Origin of the sequence: Micromonospora sp. WMMA1996, from assembly GCF_002573675.1 — a bacterium.
GTDB classification, from domain to species: domain Bacteria; phylum Actinomycetota; class Actinomycetes; order Mycobacteriales; family Micromonosporaceae; genus Micromonospora; species Micromonospora sediminicola.
This window is the reverse complement of sequence record NZ_PDHU01000001.1, coordinates 4041864-4057803: the sequence shown is the minus strand read 5'-3', so window position 1 is coordinate 4057803 and position 15940 is coordinate 4041864. Positions and strand designations below refer to the sequence as shown.

Annotated in this window: 13 protein-coding genes; 8 read left to right on the top strand and 5 right to left on the bottom strand. The window is 73.5% G+C overall.

The window, feature by feature from the left end:
- Positions 1 to 19 precede the first annotated feature (19 nt).
- The 4 genes from COO58_RS18650 to COO58_RS18635 all read right to left on the bottom strand — a co-directional run bounded on the left by COO58_RS18650 (position 20) and on the right by COO58_RS18635 (position 4216).
- A complete protein-coding gene (locus COO58_RS18650; RefSeq protein WP_091580087.1) occupies positions 20 to 1087 on the bottom strand; it encodes an NADH:flavin oxidoreductase/NADH oxidase in 1068 nt (355 codons plus the stop codon).
- 77 nt (positions 1088 to 1164) lie between these two features.
- Complete coding sequence (locus COO58_RS18645) at positions 1165 to 2451, bottom strand: dicarboxylate/amino acid:cation symporter (protein ID WP_176558896.1); 1287 nt, start codon at positions 2449 to 2451, stop codon at positions 1165 to 1167.
- Positions 2452 to 2589: 138 nt separating this feature from the next.
- A complete protein-coding gene (locus COO58_RS18640) occupies positions 2590 to 3258 on the bottom strand; it encodes a DUF998 domain-containing protein (RefSeq protein ID WP_091580078.1) in 669 nt (222 codons plus the stop codon).
- Entirely contained in the window at positions 3251 to 4216 is a 966-nt protein-coding gene (locus COO58_RS18635; protein WP_091580074.1) for a glutathione S-transferase family protein, read from the bottom strand. The genes COO58_RS18640 and COO58_RS18635 overlap by 8 nt, the downstream gene beginning before the upstream one ends.
- A 110-nt stretch (positions 4217 to 4326) precedes the next feature.
- Between COO58_RS18635 and pcaF the strand changes: the two genes are divergently transcribed.
- From pcaF to COO58_RS18600, 7 genes are all read left to right on the top strand, one after another.
- Entirely contained in the window at positions 4327 to 5532 is a 1206-nt protein-coding gene (gene pcaF, locus COO58_RS18630) for a 3-oxoadipyl-CoA thiolase (RefSeq protein WP_098745938.1), read from the top strand.
- Positions 5533 to 5646: 114 nt separating this feature from the next.
- Positions 5647 to 6465, top strand: a complete 819-nt coding sequence (locus tag COO58_RS18625; protein ID WP_091584013.1) for an SAM-dependent methyltransferase — start codon at positions 5647 to 5649, stop codon at positions 6463 to 6465.
- 6 nt (positions 6466 to 6471) lie between these two features.
- Positions 6472 to 8622, top strand: coding sequence for a bifunctional diguanylate cyclase/phosphodiesterase (locus COO58_RS18620; RefSeq protein WP_091580065.1), 2151 nt, complete (start codon positions 6472 to 6474; stop codon positions 8620 to 8622).
- Positions 8623 to 8714: 92 nt separating this feature from the next.
- Positions 8715 to 9215, top strand: coding sequence for a DUF456 domain-containing protein (locus tag COO58_RS18615; RefSeq protein WP_098745936.1), 501 nt, complete (start codon positions 8715 to 8717; stop codon positions 9213 to 9215).
- A gap of 81 nt (positions 9216 to 9296) precedes the next feature.
- Positions 9297 to 10211, top strand: coding sequence for a UbiA family prenyltransferase (locus tag COO58_RS18610; protein ID WP_098745935.1), 915 nt, complete (start codon positions 9297 to 9299; stop codon positions 10209 to 10211).
- A 263-nt stretch (positions 10212 to 10474) separates the two neighbouring features.
- Positions 10475 to 12037 (top strand): amino acid permease, encoded by a 1563-nt coding sequence (locus COO58_RS18605; RefSeq protein ID WP_098745933.1) that lies wholly within the window; start codon positions 10475 to 10477, stop codon positions 12035 to 12037.
- Between the two features lie 155 nt (positions 12038 to 12192).
- Entirely contained in the window at positions 12193 to 13164 is a 972-nt protein-coding gene (locus COO58_RS18600) for an aldo/keto reductase (protein WP_098745932.1), read from the top strand.
- 48 nt (positions 13165 to 13212) lie between these two features.
- Here COO58_RS18600 and COO58_RS18595 read toward each other — a convergent pair whose 3' ends face one another.
- Positions 13213 to 14385, bottom strand: coding sequence for a sorbosone dehydrogenase family protein (locus COO58_RS18595; RefSeq protein WP_098745930.1), 1173 nt, complete (start codon positions 14383 to 14385; stop codon positions 13213 to 13215).
- A gap of 88 nt (positions 14386 to 14473) precedes the next feature.
- Between COO58_RS18595 and COO58_RS18590 the strand changes: the two genes are divergently transcribed.
- The gene (locus COO58_RS18590) at positions 14474 to 15838 is read left to right on the top strand and encodes a glutamine synthetase family protein (RefSeq protein ID WP_098745928.1); all 1365 of its coding nucleotides are present in this window, start codon (positions 14474 to 14476) and stop codon (positions 15836 to 15838) included.
- Positions 15839 to 15940 lie beyond the last annotated feature (102 nt).

Here is a 15940-nt window from a genome sequence, read left to right as displayed (position 1 = left end):
GCGGGGCGGACGGGTGGCGTCAGAAGGCCCGGGCGTACTGGTCGGGCCAGGCCGGGGTGGCGCCCAGTTTGGCGGCGGCGCGGCGCGGCCAGTACGGGTCGCGGAGCAGTTCCCGGCCCAGCAGCACCAGGTCCGCCTCACCGCCGGCGACGATCTGCTCGGCCTGCTCGGGCTCCACGATCAGGCCCACCGCGCCGGTGGGCACGCCGGCGTCGCGGCGGATCCGGGCGGCCAGCGGCACCTGGTAGCCGGGGCCGACGGGCACGGACGCCCGGGCCGCCGCGCCACCGGAGGAGGTGTCGACCAGGTCCACGCCGGCCGCCGCCAGCTCGCCGGCGAGCACCACGCTGTCCTCGACGGTCCAGCCGCCGTCGGTCCAGTCGGTGGCGGAGATTCGGGTCAGCACCGGCACGGCCTCGCCGACCTCGGCGCGGACCGCGCGGGCCACCTCCAGGGTGAACCGCATCCGGGCGGCCCGGTCTCCGCCGTAGCCGTCGGCGCGCCGGTTGGTCAGCGGGGAGAGGAACTCGTGCAGCAGGTAGCCGTGCGCCGCGTGGATCTCCACCGCGGCGAAGCCGGCGTCCAGCGCCCGCCTCGCGGCGGCGGCGAAGGCGGCCACCACGGCGGCGATGCCGGCCTCGTCGAGCGCGGCCGGTGTGCGGTAGTCGGGGACGAACGGGTCGCCGCCCGGGCCGACCGGCGTCCAACCGCCCTCGGCGTCCGGCACGCCGCCGTGGCGCGGGGCCCACGGCCGGTACGTGGAGGCCTTGAACCCGGCGTGTGCGAGCTGCACCGCCGGCACCGCGCCCTGGCCGGCGACGAACGCGGTGACCGGCCGCCACGCGTCGACGTGCGCGTCGGACCAGAGCCCGACGTCCTGCGGGGTGATCCGCCCCTCGGGGACCACGGCGGTCGCCTCGCTGAGCACCAGCCCGGCGCCGCCGACGGCCCGGGAGCCGAGGTGGACGCGGTGCCAGTCGGTGGGCAGCCCGTCCGGGCCGGCGCTGTACTGGCACATCGGCGCCATCGCGATCCGGTTGGGCAGCGTGACGCCGCGCAGGGCGAGCGGCGTGAACAGGGTGCTCATGCGGTTCTCCTCGGGTCATGGAACCGGGTGCGTCCCTCGTCGCCGCGGCGACCAGGAACGCACCCGGATCAGGATGCTCAGGCGGGTACGGGGGCGAGGCGCTCGGCGGCCGGCTCGACGGGCTCGACCAGGTCCCGCTTGCCGGCGGAGTCGTACGCGGCCCGGTCGAGCGTGCCCTCGCGGGCGGCCACGATGGTCGGCACCACGGCCTGCCCGGCCACGTTGGTGGCGGTCCGCATCATGTCCAGGATCGGGTCGATGGCCAGCAGCAGGCCGGCGCCGGCCAGCGGCAGGCCCAGCGTGCTCAGGGTCAGCGTGAGCATGACGATCGCACCGGTCAGGCCGGCGGTGGCGGCCGAGCCGACCACCGAGACGAACGCGATCAGCAGGTAGTCGGTGACGCCGAGGTCGACGCCGAACACCTGCGCCACGAAGATCGCGGCCAGCGCCGGGTAGATGGCGGCGCAGCCGTCCATCTTCGTGGTGGCGCCGAACGGCACGGCGAAGGAGGCGTACTCGCGGGGGACGCCGAGGCGCTCGACCGAGCGCTGGGTCACCGGCATGGTGCCCACCGAGGAGCGGGACACGAAGGCCAGCTGGATGGCGGGCCAGGCGCCGGCGAAGAAGCGCAGCGGGTTGAGTCGGCCGGCCGCGGCGAGCAGCGCCGGGTAGACGACGAACAGCACCAGGGCGCAGCCGACGTAGACGGCGGTGGTGAACTTCGCGAGCGGGGCCAGCAGGTCCCAGCCGTACGAGGCGACGGCGTTGCCGATCAGGCCGAGGGTGCCGAGCGGGGCGAGCCGGATGACCCACCAGAGCGCCTTCTGCACGATGGTGAGCACCGCGCGGTTGAGCGACACGAACGGCTCGGCGGCGTCCCCGACGAGCAGCGCGGCCGCGCCCACCACCAGGGCGAGGAAGACGATCTGCAGGACGTTGCCCTCGACGAAGGCGCCGACCGGGTTGGTCGGCACGATGCCGGTGAGGAAGTCGATCCAGGAGCCGGTGGTCTTCGGCGCGCTGGCGCCGGCCGGGTCCAGGTTGACGCCCCGGCCGGGGTTGGTGAGCAGGCCGAGGCCGATGCCGAGGCTCACCGCGATCAGCGCGGTGACGCCGAACCAGAGCAGCGTCTTGACGGCCAGCCGGGCGGCGTTGGCCACACCGCGCAGGCTGACCACGCTGACCACGATGGCGGTGAAGACCAGCGGCGGCACGGCCAGCTTGAGGAGCTGGACGAAGAGGCCGCCGACGGTGTCGAGGGTGCTGGTCAGCCAGGCGAGGTCGTTGGCGCGGGCGAGGAAGCCGAGCGCCACGCCGAGGACGAGGCCGAGCAGGATCTGCACGGAGAAGGGAATTTTGCGCAGGGCGGAAGCCATGAGATGCGTCCAAGGAGTCCGGGGCGGGAAGGGGGTCGTCGCGGGAGCGGAGCTACGCCGGACAGACGCCGCTGGCCTGCCGTCGGAGGTCGACGTACAGGCGCTCGGTGAGGCACCAGACATTGGTCATCGCCGGCCGACGTTACTCCCGTCGCGCCGTGGATGGAAGGACCGCTCCCCGTGAGGCCCCTTACACACGCAGAGGATCGCGGTGCCCAGACCCCACGCCGCGACCACCCCCAGCAGCACCCGCTCCAGCACCCCCACCAGCGCGCCCCGCCCGACCAGGAGCATGGCCAGCCCGACCGCGCCGGACAGCGGCAGCGCCAGCGCCGCGCCGAGCGCCGCGACCCGCCGCAACGCCGTACCGGCCGCCGGGGAGAGCAGCACCGCCAGCATGGCGAAGACCACCGCGGCGGTCGCCGCGATGCTGGCCCCGCCGTGCACCAGGTCAGCCACCGTGGCGGCCTCGAACGGTGGTAGCGGGCAGCCGGTGCTGCACGTGACCGCGCCGGAGAGCACCGTGGCGACGGCGCCGGTGCCGAGCAGCCCGGGCGCCGCGCGCACCGCCGGCGGCAGCGCCGCGGCGAGCAGCAGCAGCGCCGCGGCCAGGGCGAAGACCCCGATCCGGTACGTCCCGGCGTACCCGCTGTCGGTGACACCGGCCTCGCTGACGTACCCGGTCAGGCCCGGACCGGGGCCGGCGACCAGCGCGACCGTGACCGCGACCACGCCGGCCACCAGGCAGGCGGCGGCGGACCCGGCGGCGACCCGGCGCGAGGTGCGGTCAGCCACGCCCGTGCGGCGTGGTCCAGCCGGACAGGTCCGGACCGAGCGGCACGATCCGGGTCGGGTTGATCATGTCGTGGGTGGCGTAGTAGTGCCGCTTGATGTGGTCGAAATCCACCGTCTCGCCGAAGCCGGGGGTCTGGAACAGGTCCCGGGCGTAGGCCCAGAGCACCGGCATCTCGGTCAGCTTCTGCCGGTTGCACTTGAAGTGCCCGTGGTAGGCCACGTCGAAGCGGACCAGCGTGGTGAACAGCCGGACGTCCGCCTCGGTGATCGCGTCCCCCATCAGGTAGCGCCGCCCGGCCAGCCGCTCGCCCAACGCGTCCAGCCGGGCGAACAGGGCCGTGAACGCCTCGTCGTACGCCTCCTGCGAGGTGGCGAAGCCGCACCGGTAGACGCCGTTGTTGACGTCCCGGTGGATCTCCGCCATCAGCGCGTCCATCTCCGGGCGCAGCTCGACCGGGTAGAGGTCCGGCGCGTCCGGGGCGTGGAACCGTCGCCACTCGGTGGAGAGGTCGAGCGTGAGCTGCGGGTAGTCGTTGGTGACGATCCGCCCGGTGAGCGTGTCGACCAGCGCCGGCACGGTCACCCGGCCGGTGTAGTCGGGATCGGTGGCGAGGTAGGCGTCGGAGAGGAAACCGATGCCCAGCACCGGGTCGAAGCCGTCCGGGTCGAGGGCGAACCGCCACCCGCGCTCGTCCCGGATCGGGTCGACGGTGCCCAGCGAGATCACCTCGTCCAGGCCGAGCAGGCTGCGCACGATCCGGGCCCGGTGCGCCCACGGGCAGGCCCGGCACCAGACCAGCCGGTACCGGCCGGCCTCCAGCGGCCACCGCCCCTGCTCGTCCGGCCCGCCGCCCTCCGGCGAGGTGGAGTGCGGAGTGACCCGCCCGGTGAACCGGTTGGGTTGGCGGACGAACGCGCCGCCGCCGCTGGTCTCTGCGCTGAACTGGGCCCCGGCCATGCCGCCAACCTATCCGCTGCGGGCGCGGATATCCTGGCGCCGGGTGCCCCCGTGACCCGGCGGGCGACCCGCCGACCGACCCCTTCCCACCCCCGAAGGACGTGCGCGCGATGACCGTGGCCTACCTCGTTGCCGGAGTTCGCACCCCGATCGGCCGGTACGCCGGCGCCCTCGCCGGGGTCCGCCCCGACGACCTGGCCGCGCACGTCATCCGCGAGCTGGTGACGCGCCACCCGTCCGTCGACTGGGCCCGCACCGACGACGTGATCCTCGGCTGCGCCAACCAGGCCGGCGAGGACAACCGCAACGTGGCCCGGATGGCCGCGCTGCTCGGCGGCCTGCCGCCGGAGGTGCCGGGCAGCACCGTGAACCGGCTCTGCGGGTCCGGCCTGGACGCGCTCGCCACCGCCGCCCGGGCGATCGTGGCCGGCGAGGCCGACCTGCTGGTGGCCGGCGGCGTGGAGAGCATGAGCCGCGCGCCGTTCGTGATGCCGAAGGCGGCCACGCCGTTCGCCCGCACCGCCGAGGTCTACGACACCACCATCGGCTGGCGGCTGGTGAACCCGCTGATGGAACGCGGCTGGGGCATCGACTCGATGCCGGAGACGGCGGAGAACGTGGCCGCCGAGTACGGCGTGGACCGGGCGGCGCAGGACGCGTTCGCGTACCGCTCGCAGCAGCGGGCCGCGAAGGCGCAGGCCGACGGCCGGCTGGCCGAGGAGATCGTGCCGGTGACCGTGCCGGCCGGCAGGCGGGAGACGAAGCTGGTCGAGGTCGACGAGCACCCGCGGGAGACGTCGCTGGAGAAGCTGGCCGCGCTGCCCACCCCGTTCCGGTCCGGTGGCACGGTGACCGCCGGCAACTCCTCCGGCGTCAACGACGGCGCGGTCGCGCTGCTGGTCGCCTCCGCGGCCGCCGTCGAGCGCTACGGCCTCACCCCGCTGGCCCGGGTACGCGGCGCGGTGGCGGCCGGCGTGCCGCCGCGGATCATGGGGATCGGCCCGGTCCCGGCCACCCGGAAGCTGCTCGACCGCCACGGCGTGGACCTCGCCGACGTCGACGTGGTGGAGCTGAACGAGGCGTTCGCCGCGCAGTCCGTGGCCGTGCTGCGGGAGCTGGGCCTGCCCGAGGACGCCGAGCACGTCAACCCGAACGGCGGGGCGATCGCGCTGGGTCACCCGCTGGGCGCCAGCGGCGCCCGGCTGGCGTTGACCGCCGCGCTGGAGCTGCGGCGTCGGGGTGGCCGGCGGGCGCTGGCGACCATGTGCGTCGGCGTCGGGCAGGGCATCTCGATGCTGCTGGAGTCGGCCGACTGAGCCTCACCGGCGGCATCGCCGCCGGTGGATCTCCCGTTGCTGGTCGTCCGCGCCTAGAGTGGGCTGGACCACATGATCCGCCTCGTGGCGGCGAACGACCTGGGGGACCGAGCGATGCAGACGCCGGACGGACTTCCCGCCGAGATCGACCTGACCCGGCCGAGCGCCGCCCGGGTCTACGACTACTTCCTCGGCGGCGCGCACAACTTCGAGATCGACCGGCAGCTCGCCGAGCAGATCGCGGCCATGACGCCCAACCTGGCGGCCACCATGCGCTCCGGGCGGGAGTTCCTGCGCCGGGCCGTCCGGGTGCTGCTCGACGCCGGCATCGACCAGTTCCTCGACATCGGTTCCGGCATTCCCACCGTGGGCAACGTGCACGAGGTCGCCCAGGCCGCCAACACGCAGGCCCGCATCGTCTACGTGGACATCGACCCGGTCGCGGTGGCGCACAGCCACGAGCTGCTGGCCGGCAACGACCGGGCCACCGCGATCCTGGCCGACCTGCGGGAGCCGAAGCTGATCCTGGACCAGGCCCGGGCCAGCGGCCTGATCGACTTCGACCGGCCGCTGGGCATCCTGCTCGCCGGCGTGGTGCACTTCATCCCGGACGCGGACCGCCCGGCCGACATCCTCGCCACCCTGCGGGCCGCCGCCGCACCGGGCAGCTTCCTGGTCGTGTCGCACTCCACCTTCGAGGACCAGCCGCAGGAGATGCTGGACGCGCAGCGGCTGTCGGCGCGTACCGCCACCGAGATCACGCTCCGCTCGCGGGCCGAGATCACCGGCTTCTTCGGCGACTGGACGATCCTCGAACCGGGCGTGGTGCACATGCCGCTGTGGCGGCCCGACTCGCCGTCCGACGTGGACGAGCACCCGGAACGCTTCGGGGCGTTCGGTGGCGTGGCCCGGCACGACCGCGCTGCCGGCTGAGCCGACATGCGCACCCCGGAGAACGACGGGGGTGACGTCAGCCGTCCCGGCGCCGCCGCGTACGCCGCGGAATGGGCCCGGGCGGTGCGACGCATCGGGTTCGTGCCGCTGAGCGCGGTCGAGACCGAGCGTCTGCTGGTGCCGCTCACCGAGCGGCTGGGCCGGGCGTTGCTCGCCCCGACCTTCTCCGCCCGGCCCGCGGAGGAGGTCGGGCGTGCCCTGGTCGAGGCGCACCTCACCGAGCCCGGCGTGCTCGACTGGTCGGTGCAGGCCCTCGGCGACCGGTTCCTGCCCTGGGTGCTGCCGGCCCGGGAGGAGTCGCCCGAGCTGCGGGAACGGGTCGCGCTGTTGCAGGGCGCGCTCGCCGCCGGGTTCGCCCGGGCCCTGCGCGACCGGGTGTTCAGCCAGCAGGAGCGGATCGCCCGTTCCGCCTGGCAGGCCCGGGACACCGTGGAGCAGGCGCTGCGCGACAGCGAGGCACGCTTCCGGGCGGTCTTCACCGGCGCGGCCATCGGCATCGGCATCGCCGGCGTCGACGGGCAGATCATCGAGGTGAACCAGTCCTTCGCGGACATGCTCGGCTACACCGTCGGCGAGCTGCGGCGGATCAACGTGGCCGCGTTGTTCCACGCCGACGACGCGGCCGGCATGTGGGAGGTCTACCAGGAGCTGATCGAGGGCAAGCGGGACAGCGCCCGGGTGGAGAAGCGCTACTACCGCAAGGACGGCAGCGTGGTCTGGACCGACCTGGCCGTCTCGCTCATCCGCTACGACGACGGCCGTCCCCGCTTCACCGTCGCCATGATCGAGGACATCACCCAGCGGTACGAGCTGCAGCAACGACTGCGCTTCCAGGCGTTGCACGACCCGCTGACCGGGCTGCCCAACCGGACGCTGTTCTTCGAGACGTTGGGCGACGTCTTCGACGCGGCCGGGCCGGAGCAGCGCGTCGGGCTCTGCTTCATCGACCTGGACGGCTTCAAGGCGGTCAACGACAGCCTCGGCCACGACCTGGGCGACCGGCTGCTCAAGGTGATCGCCCGGCGGCTGAGCGACTGCGTGGCCGGTCGGGGGCACCTGGTGGCCCGGATGGGCGGGGACGAGTTCGTCATCCTGGTCGACTCCGACGGCGGCATCGACGACGCGGTGGAGGTGGCCGAGCTGGCCCTGGCCGCGGTCTCCGCGCCGGTGCACGTGGGCGACCAGCAGCTCGCCGTCTCGGCCAGCATCGGCATCGTGGAGTGCCCGGCGGCGGAGACCAGCGTCGCGGAGCTGATGAAGGCCGCGGACACCACGCTCTACTGGGCCAAGGCCGAAGGGCGGGGCCGCTGGGCGGTGTACGACCCGGAGCGCAGCGCCGCCGACATCGCCCGCTCCTCGCTGGCGTCGAACCTGCCGGCCGCGCTGGACCGGGGCGAGTTCGTGCTGCACTACCAGCCGATCGTGTCCCTGCTGGACGGCACGATGGTGGCGGTCGAGGCGCTGGTCCGCTGGCAGCACCCGGAGCTGGGGCTGCTCGGGCCGGACCGGTTCATCGGGCTGGCCGAGGAGACCGGCCTGATCGTCCGGCTCGGCGCCTGGGTGCTGCGCCAGGCATGCCGGGACGCGGAGGGCTGGCGGCGGGCGTTCCCGTCGACCACGCCGGTGGTGAGCGTCAACCTGGCCGCCCGGCAGGCCGACGACCCGGCCATCGTGGAGACCGTGGCCGAGGCGTTGCAGCACACCGGGCTGCCCGCCGCGCTGCTCCAGCTGGAGCTGACCGAGAGCGCGGTGATGGGCAGCGCGGGCGAGCCGCTGCGTGCCCTGCACCAGCTCGCCGACCTCGGGCTGCGGCTGGCCATCGACGACTTCGGCACCGGCTACTCGAACCTGGCGTACCTGCGCCGGCTGCCGATCCACTGCGTGAAGCTGGCCGGCCCGTTCGTCGAGGGGATCCGGGGCGACGGCGCGGACGCGGTCGCCGACCACCGGGACGAGCGGATCGTCGACGCGCTGGTCCGGCTGGCCCACGCGCTGGAGCTGTCGGTGACGGCCGAGGCGGTGGAGACCGAGGTGCAGGCCGAACGGTTGCGGGCGCTGCGCTGCGACACCGGGCAGGGCCGCCTGTTCGGCGCCCCCATGCCCGCCGACGGCATCCGCGCCCGCCTGGAGGGGTAAGGAAGGGCCCCCTGTTAACGCTTCCGGTAGAGGCGGGGGCCCCGCTTAACACCTCGATCATGCAGCGCCTGTGCAGAGAAGAGAGAGAACTCGTGAGTCTGAGCGATTCGCAGGCAGTGGTGTCGGTGGTGGCCGCGCTGGCGATCCTGGCCGGCCTGGCCGGGGTGGTGGTGCCGGGGCTGCCGGCGCTGCCGCTGTGCTGGGGCGGCGTGCTGGTCTGGGCGATCTTCGCCGATGCCGGCCCGGGCCGCTGGGCGGTGCTCGCCGCCGCCACCGTGGTCGCCGCCGGCGGTACCGTGGTCAAGTACCTCTGGCCGGGGCGGAACCTCAAGCGCACCGGCGTACCCACGTCGTCGCTGCTGGCCGGCGGACTGCTCGGCCTGGTCGGGTTCTTCGTGATCCCGGTGGTCGGTCTGCCGATCGGCTTCATCGGCGGCATCTGGGGTGCGGAGCGGCTGCGGCTGGGCAGCAACCAGCTGGCCTGGCCGGCGACGGTGCAGGCGCTCAAGGCGACCGGGTTGTCCATGCTCGTCGAGTTCTCCGCCGGCCTGGTGATCGCCGCGCTCTGGGTGGCGGGCCTGCTGTTCGCCTGACCCGCGGTTCCCCGTCGCGGGGGAGCGCCCTGGCTCGCCGGCGGGAGGCCGTCGGCCGGGCGGATTCCTAGCGTCGGTGGCATGGTTCTCCTCAGCCCCGCCGCCGACGCGCGGACGGCCCGGGTCCGGGCGCTGCTGCTCCTGTCGCGTCCGTGGTTCTGGCCGCTCGGCTGGGCCGCCGCGTATGCCGGCTCGGTGCTCGCCACCCACCGCTGGCTGCCGCCGGCGGCGACGCTGCCGCGCTCGCTGGCCGCCCTGGTGGTGCTCGGGCCGTTGCTCTGGACCGCCGTGCTCGCCGTCAACGACCGGTACGACCTGCCCAGCGACCGGCGGAACCCGCGCAAGGCCAGCGCCCCACTGGTCACCGGCGTGCTCACCGCGGCCGATCTGACGCGCTGGCACCACGGTGCCGCGCTCGCGGCGCTCGTGCTCGCCGCCACGGCGGTCGGACCGGCCTTCGCCCTCGGCACGGCGGTCGTGCTGTGGCTCGGGTGGCTCTACAGCGCGCCGCCGGTGCGACTGAAGACCCGGCCGGGCCTGGACGTCGCCGCCAACGCCCTCGCCGTCGGGGTCCTCGCGCCACTGGCCGGCTGGTCCCTGCACCGGCCGGTCACCGGCTACCCGCTCCTCGTGGCGCTGCTGGGCCTGTTCCTGGTCGCCGCGCTCTACCTGCCGACGACCGTGCTGGACGTCGCCGCCGACCGCGTCGCCGGGGACGTCACCGCGGCGGTGCGCTGGGGTACGCGGGCGTGTCGACGCGCCGGCCTGGTCCTCTGGTCGGCGGCGACCGTGGTGTGGCTCGCGGTCTGCCACCTCGACCTGCTGGTCCGGCGGGAGTCGTGGCTGCTTCAGGACCTGTGGGCGCCGGTGCTGGTCGCCGGCTACGCCGTCGCCGTCCGTCGGCCCACCATCGCCCGGCTGGCCGGGGTCTGCCTGCTCTTCGCGGTGCCGGCCGCCGACTTCCTCACCGCCTGGATCACCGTCGGCCGGACGTGAGAGTGCGGCGGCGCGGGGCGTCCGGGGGTACGGCGGATCGCCGTACATCAGTGAGAGAGAGGTGGACGCCGCGCGCCGCCGCGGACCGGGCGTTGCCGAGCGCCCGGCGCCGGCCCGTCGGGTCGGGCCTGGTCACGGCTTCAAGCATGCCCCGGGCGGGAAGCGGGGACAACGCAATTACCCGGGACGCGTATTGACCACCTTGATCGGCGGGAGCAGACTGCGAGCACTCGTACGGGGACTTCGCCTCGAGGAGGTGTGCAGTGGCCACGACGCCCGCGCCGACCGCCGAGCAGCCGATGGACGACGACGCCCGACGACTCGCCGAACTCGGCTACAAGCAGGAGTTGCGCCGCAAGTGGAGCGGCTTCTCCAACTTCGCCATCTCGTTCTCCATCATCTCGATCCTGGCCGGCTGCTTCACCACGTTCGGCCAGGCGTGGAACAACGGCGGCCCGGTGGCGATCTCCTGGGGCTGGCCGCTGATCTCGCTGTTCATCCTGATCATCGGGTTCTGCCTGGCCGAGCTGGTCTCGGCGTATCCCACGGCGGGCGGGATCTACTGGTGGGCGGCGACCATGGGCCGGCCGGTGCACGGCTGGTTCACCGGCTGGCTCAACCTGATCGGGCTGGTCGCGGTGACCGCGTCGGTCGACTACGGCTGCGCCACGTTCCTCAACCTGACGCTGTCGGCGCTGTTCGACGGCTGGGCCGGCACCGGCCACCAGACGTTCGGGCTGTTCGTGGTGATCCTCGCCCTGCACGGGCTGATCAACATCTACGGGCACCGGATCATCGACGTACTCCAGAACGTCTCGGTCTGGTGGCACGTGGCCGGCGCGGCCGCGGTGGTGCTGATCCTGGTCCTGGTCCCGGACGACCACCAGAGCTTCCGCTTCGTGTTCACCGAGCGGTTCAACAACTCCGGCTTCGGCGACGGGGACACCGGCGGGCTGGCGTTCTGGTTCTACATCCTGCCGCTGGGCTTCCTGCTCACGCAGTACACGATCACCGGCTTCGACGCCTGCGCGCACGTCTCCGAGGAGACCCGGGGCGCGTCCAAGGCCGCCGCGCAGGGGCTGTGGCGGTCGATCTTCTATTCCGCCGTCGGCGGCTGGATCCTGCTGCTCGCGTTCCTGTTCGCGGCCACCGACGTGGACGCGATCAACTCCGCGGGCGGGTTCTCCGGGGCGATCTTCGAGACTGCGCTGACGCCGTTCTTCTTCAAGGCCGTCATCATCATCTCCACCATCGGGCAGTTCTTCTGCGGGATGAGCTGCGTGACCTCGATGTCGCGGATGGCGTACGCGTTCAGCCGGGACCGGGCGGTGCCCGGCTGGCGGCTGTGGTCGAAGGTCAACCGCAACGGCACGCCGGTCAACGCCATCATCGGCGCCACGCTGGCCGGGCTGGTGCTCACCCTGCCCGCGCTCTACCAGCGCGGCGGCATCCCGGTCGCGTTCTACGCGGTGGTGTCGGTGGCGGTGATCGGGCTCTACCTCTCCTTCGTCATCCCGATCTTCCTGCGGCTGCGGATGGGGGACCGGTTCACCCCGGGGCCGTGGACGCTCGGCCGGCGCTACCGGCTGCTCGGCTGGATCGCGGTGGTGGAGATCGCGGTCATCTCGGTCTACTTCGTCCTGCCGATCGTCCCGGCCGGCGTGCCGGGTCACCCCGACTTCTCCTGGACCGCGGTGAACTACGCCCCACTGGCGATCGGTGGCGTGCTGCTCGGCGTCGCTATCTGGTGGTACGCCTCGGCCCGCAGGTGGTTCACCGGCCCCCGTCGTACGGTCGAGGAGCAGGCTCCCACCCCGCCGGCCTGACCCCGTCGCGCGCGGGTCGTGCGGCGGCGGTCGGTGGACGGGACCGCCGGGCCGACAGGTTGCCTTCGAGTGCGCTCGAACTCGTAACGTCGGGTTCGACGACCGGAGCCGGAGGCGGCCCGCACCGACCGGGGCGTGAACCTGAGGAGAGACGGATGACCACCGACACCATTCCCACCCGGCAGCTCTGGACCGACGGGCCCACCGTCGGCGCCGTCGGACTCGGCTGCATGGGTATGAACTGGGCCTACGGTGACGACCCCGGGGCGGAGGACCCGGACCAGGTCATCGGCCACGCTCTCGACCTCGGGGTCACCTTCCTCGACACCGCCGACATGTACGGCCCCTTCACCAACGAGGAGGTCGTCGGCAGGGCCGTCGCCGGCCGGCGCGACGAGGTCGTCCTCGCCACCAAGGGCGGCAACGTCGTCACCGACACCGACGGGGACAACTTCCCCATCGTGCAAGACGGCCGGCCCGAACACCTGCGGCAGGCCATCGACGCGTCCCTGCGCCGGCTCGGAGTCGACCACGTCGACCTGTACTACCTGCACCGGCCCGACCCGAACGTCCCCGTCGAGGACAGCATCGGCGCCATGGCCGAGATGGTCGCCGCCGGCAAGGCCCGTGCCCTCGGGGTCTCCGAGTTCACCGTCGACCAGCTCGACCGCGCCCACGCCGTACACCCGATCAGCGCCGTCCAGTCGGAACTGTCCCTGTGGACCCGCGACCACCTCACCACCAGCCTCGACTGGTGCGTCCGCCACGGTGCCGCGTTCGTGCCGTTCTCCCCGCTCGGCCGCGGATTCCTCACCGGCCGATACCGGGACACCGTCTTCGCCGCCGACGACTTCCGCGGCCGCCTGCCCCGTTTCCACCAGGACAACCGCGCCGCCAACCTCGCCCTCGTCGACCGGGTCGGAGCCATCGCCGCCCGGCACCACGCCACCGCCGGACAGGTGGCCCTCGCCTGGACCCTGGCCCAGGGCGACCACGTCGTGCCGATCCCCGGTACCCGTCGCCGCGCCCGGCTCGACGAGAACGCCGCCGCCGCCCGGCTCCGGCTCACCGACACCGACCTGGCGGAACTCGACGCTCTGCCGGCACCCGCCGGCACCCGCTACTGACCTGGGCGCCACCGGCGACCGACGGGCTGTCCGCGTACCCCAGGGGTCTCAGGCCGAGGGCTGGCGGTGGGTGGGCGGGAAGCGGAGGACGCGGTCGTCGTCGGCTGCCGGCGGGACGCCGCGCGGCTCGCGGTTGCTGGTGGTCACCCAGAGCGCGCCGTCCGGGGCGACCGCCACGGTACGCAGGCGGCCGTACGTCCCGACCAGTTCCGCCACCGGTACGCCGACGTTGCCGGCGGCGTCGACCGGGATCGCCCAGAGCCGGGTGCCGCGCAGCGCGGCCACGTAGAGCGTGCCCCGGCTGAACGCGGCGCCGCTCGGTGAGGCCTGGGCGGGCGGCCAGACGACCACCGGGTCCCGGAACCGGGGGTCGCCGGCGACGCCCTCCACGATCGGCCAGCCGTAGTTGCCGCCCGGCACGATCCGGTTCACCTCGTCCCAGGTGCTCTGGCCGAACTCGGTGGCGAACAGCCGGCCGCCGCGGTCCCAGGCGAGCCCCTGCACGTTGCGGTGGCCGTAGCTGTAGACCGGCGAGCCGGGGAACGGGTTGTCCGCCGGCACGCCGCCGTCCGGGCGGATCCGCAGGATCTTGCCGTTGCGGCTGGTCAGGTCCTGGGAGCGGGCGGGCACCCCGGCGTCGCCGACACCGGCGTAGAGCATGCCGTCGGGGCCGAACGCGATCCGCCCGCCGTCGTGGGAGGTGGCCCGAGGGATGCCACTGACCAGCACCTGCGGGGCCCGGTCCGACCGGAGCCGGAACCGGACGACCCGGATGTCGGTGGCGGTGGTGTAGCAGGCGTAGACCCAGCGGTCCCGGCGGTAGGTGGGGGAGACCGCGAGCCCGAGCAGGCCCGCCTCGCCGCCGGCCACCACGTCGGGGATCCGGGCGACCTGCCGGGCCGGGCGGCCGGGACGGATCCGCAGGATCGTGCCCTGGTTCCGCTGCGCCACCAGCGCGCTGCCGTCGGGCAGGAAGTCCAGACCCCACGGCACCTCCAGTCCGGTGGCGACCACCCGGGGTCGGGTCAGGTCGGGCCCGGATCCGACGGCCCGCCGACCGACGGCGCGCAGGTCGATCGGGACCGACCGCCGGTCGACGGCGCCGGCGGTGGTGGTGGAGCGTTCGGACGCGGCGGCGGGCTGCCGGTCGGCGCGGGCGTCGGTGGCGCCCAGTGCGATCACGAGGACGGCGGCGACGGCCGCGACGATCCGACGACGCATGTGCACTCCTGGCGTTTCGCCCCCGACCTCGTCGGGGCATTGACGGTGATCCGGTTTGCCAGTAGACCTTGGTGATGGAGGCCCCCTGATGAAGAGAACGCCGCTCTCGCTGGAACAGTTGCGGGTCGCCGTCACCGAGGGTGAGATCGACACGGTGGTGCTCGCCCTCACCGACATGCAGGGCCGGTTGCAGGGCAAGCGGTTCCACGCGCCCTACTTCCTCGACCAGGTGGTCACGAACGGCAGCGAGGGGTGCAACTACCTGCTCGCCGTGGACGTGGACATGAACACCGTCGACGGGTACGCGATGTCGAGCTGGGAACGCGGCTACGGCGACTTCGCCATGCGCCCCGACCTGGACACGCTGCGCCGGATGCCCTGGCAGCCCGGCTCCGCGCTGCTGCTGGCCGACCTGGAGTGGCTGGACGGCTCCGGCCCGGTGGTCGCCTCGCCCCGGCAGATCCTGCGCCGGCAGCTCGACCGGCTGGCCGCGCACGGGCTGACCGCGTACGCCGGCACCGAGCTGGAGTTCGTGCTCTACCGCGACTCGTACGAGCAGGCGTGGTCGCGCGGCTACCGCGACCTGACCCCGGCCAACCAGTACAACGTGGACTACTCGCTGCTCGGCACCGCGCGGGTGGAGCCGCTGCTGCGCCGCATCCGCACCGAGATGGCCGCCGCCGGGCTCACCCCGGAGAGCGCCAAGGGCGAGTGCAACCTCGGCCAGCACGAGATCGCCTTCCGCTACGACGAGGCGGTGCGCTGCGCCGACCACCACGTCATCTACAAGAACGGTGCCAAGGAGATCGCCGCCCAGGAGGGCATGGCGATCACGTTCATGGCCAAGCCGAACGAGCGGGAGGGCAACTCCTGCCACATCCACTTCTCGCTGCGCGACGCCGCCGGCAAGTCGGCGATGCTGGGCGACGGGCCGGCACACCTGAGCGTGACCGGGCAGCGGGTGCTGGCCGGGCTGCTCGCCACCATGCGCGAGTTCAGCCTGCTGTTCGCGCCGAACATCAACTCCTACAAGCGTTACCAGCCGGGCTCCTTCGCGCCGACCGCGCTGCGCTGGGGCACCGACAACCGCACCTGCGCGCTGCGGCTGGTCGGGCACGGGCAGGGGATGCGGGTGGAGAACCGGGTGCCGGGGGCGGACGTCAACCCGTACCTGGCGATCGCCGCGCTGGTGGCCGGCGCGGTGCACGGCATCGAGAACGAGCTGGAGCTGGCGGACGAGTGCACCGGCAACGCGTACGACGACCCGGAGGCCGAGCGGGTCCCCGGCACGCTGCGCGACGCGCTCGACCTGTGGCAGCGCTCGGAGGTGGCCCGGACGGCGTTCGGCGACGAGGTGGCAGACCACTACGCCAACCAGGCGAAGGTCGAGCTGACCGCCTTCGACGCCGCCGTCACGGACTGGGAGCTGCGGCGTGGCTTCGAACGCCTCTGACCCCGCCGCCCCGCTCTCCGCGATCTTGCACTTGTGGCCCGTAACTCGCGGCATGGGTGGCTTTTGTCCGGGCACCAACTGCAAGATCGCCGAAGAGGGGGG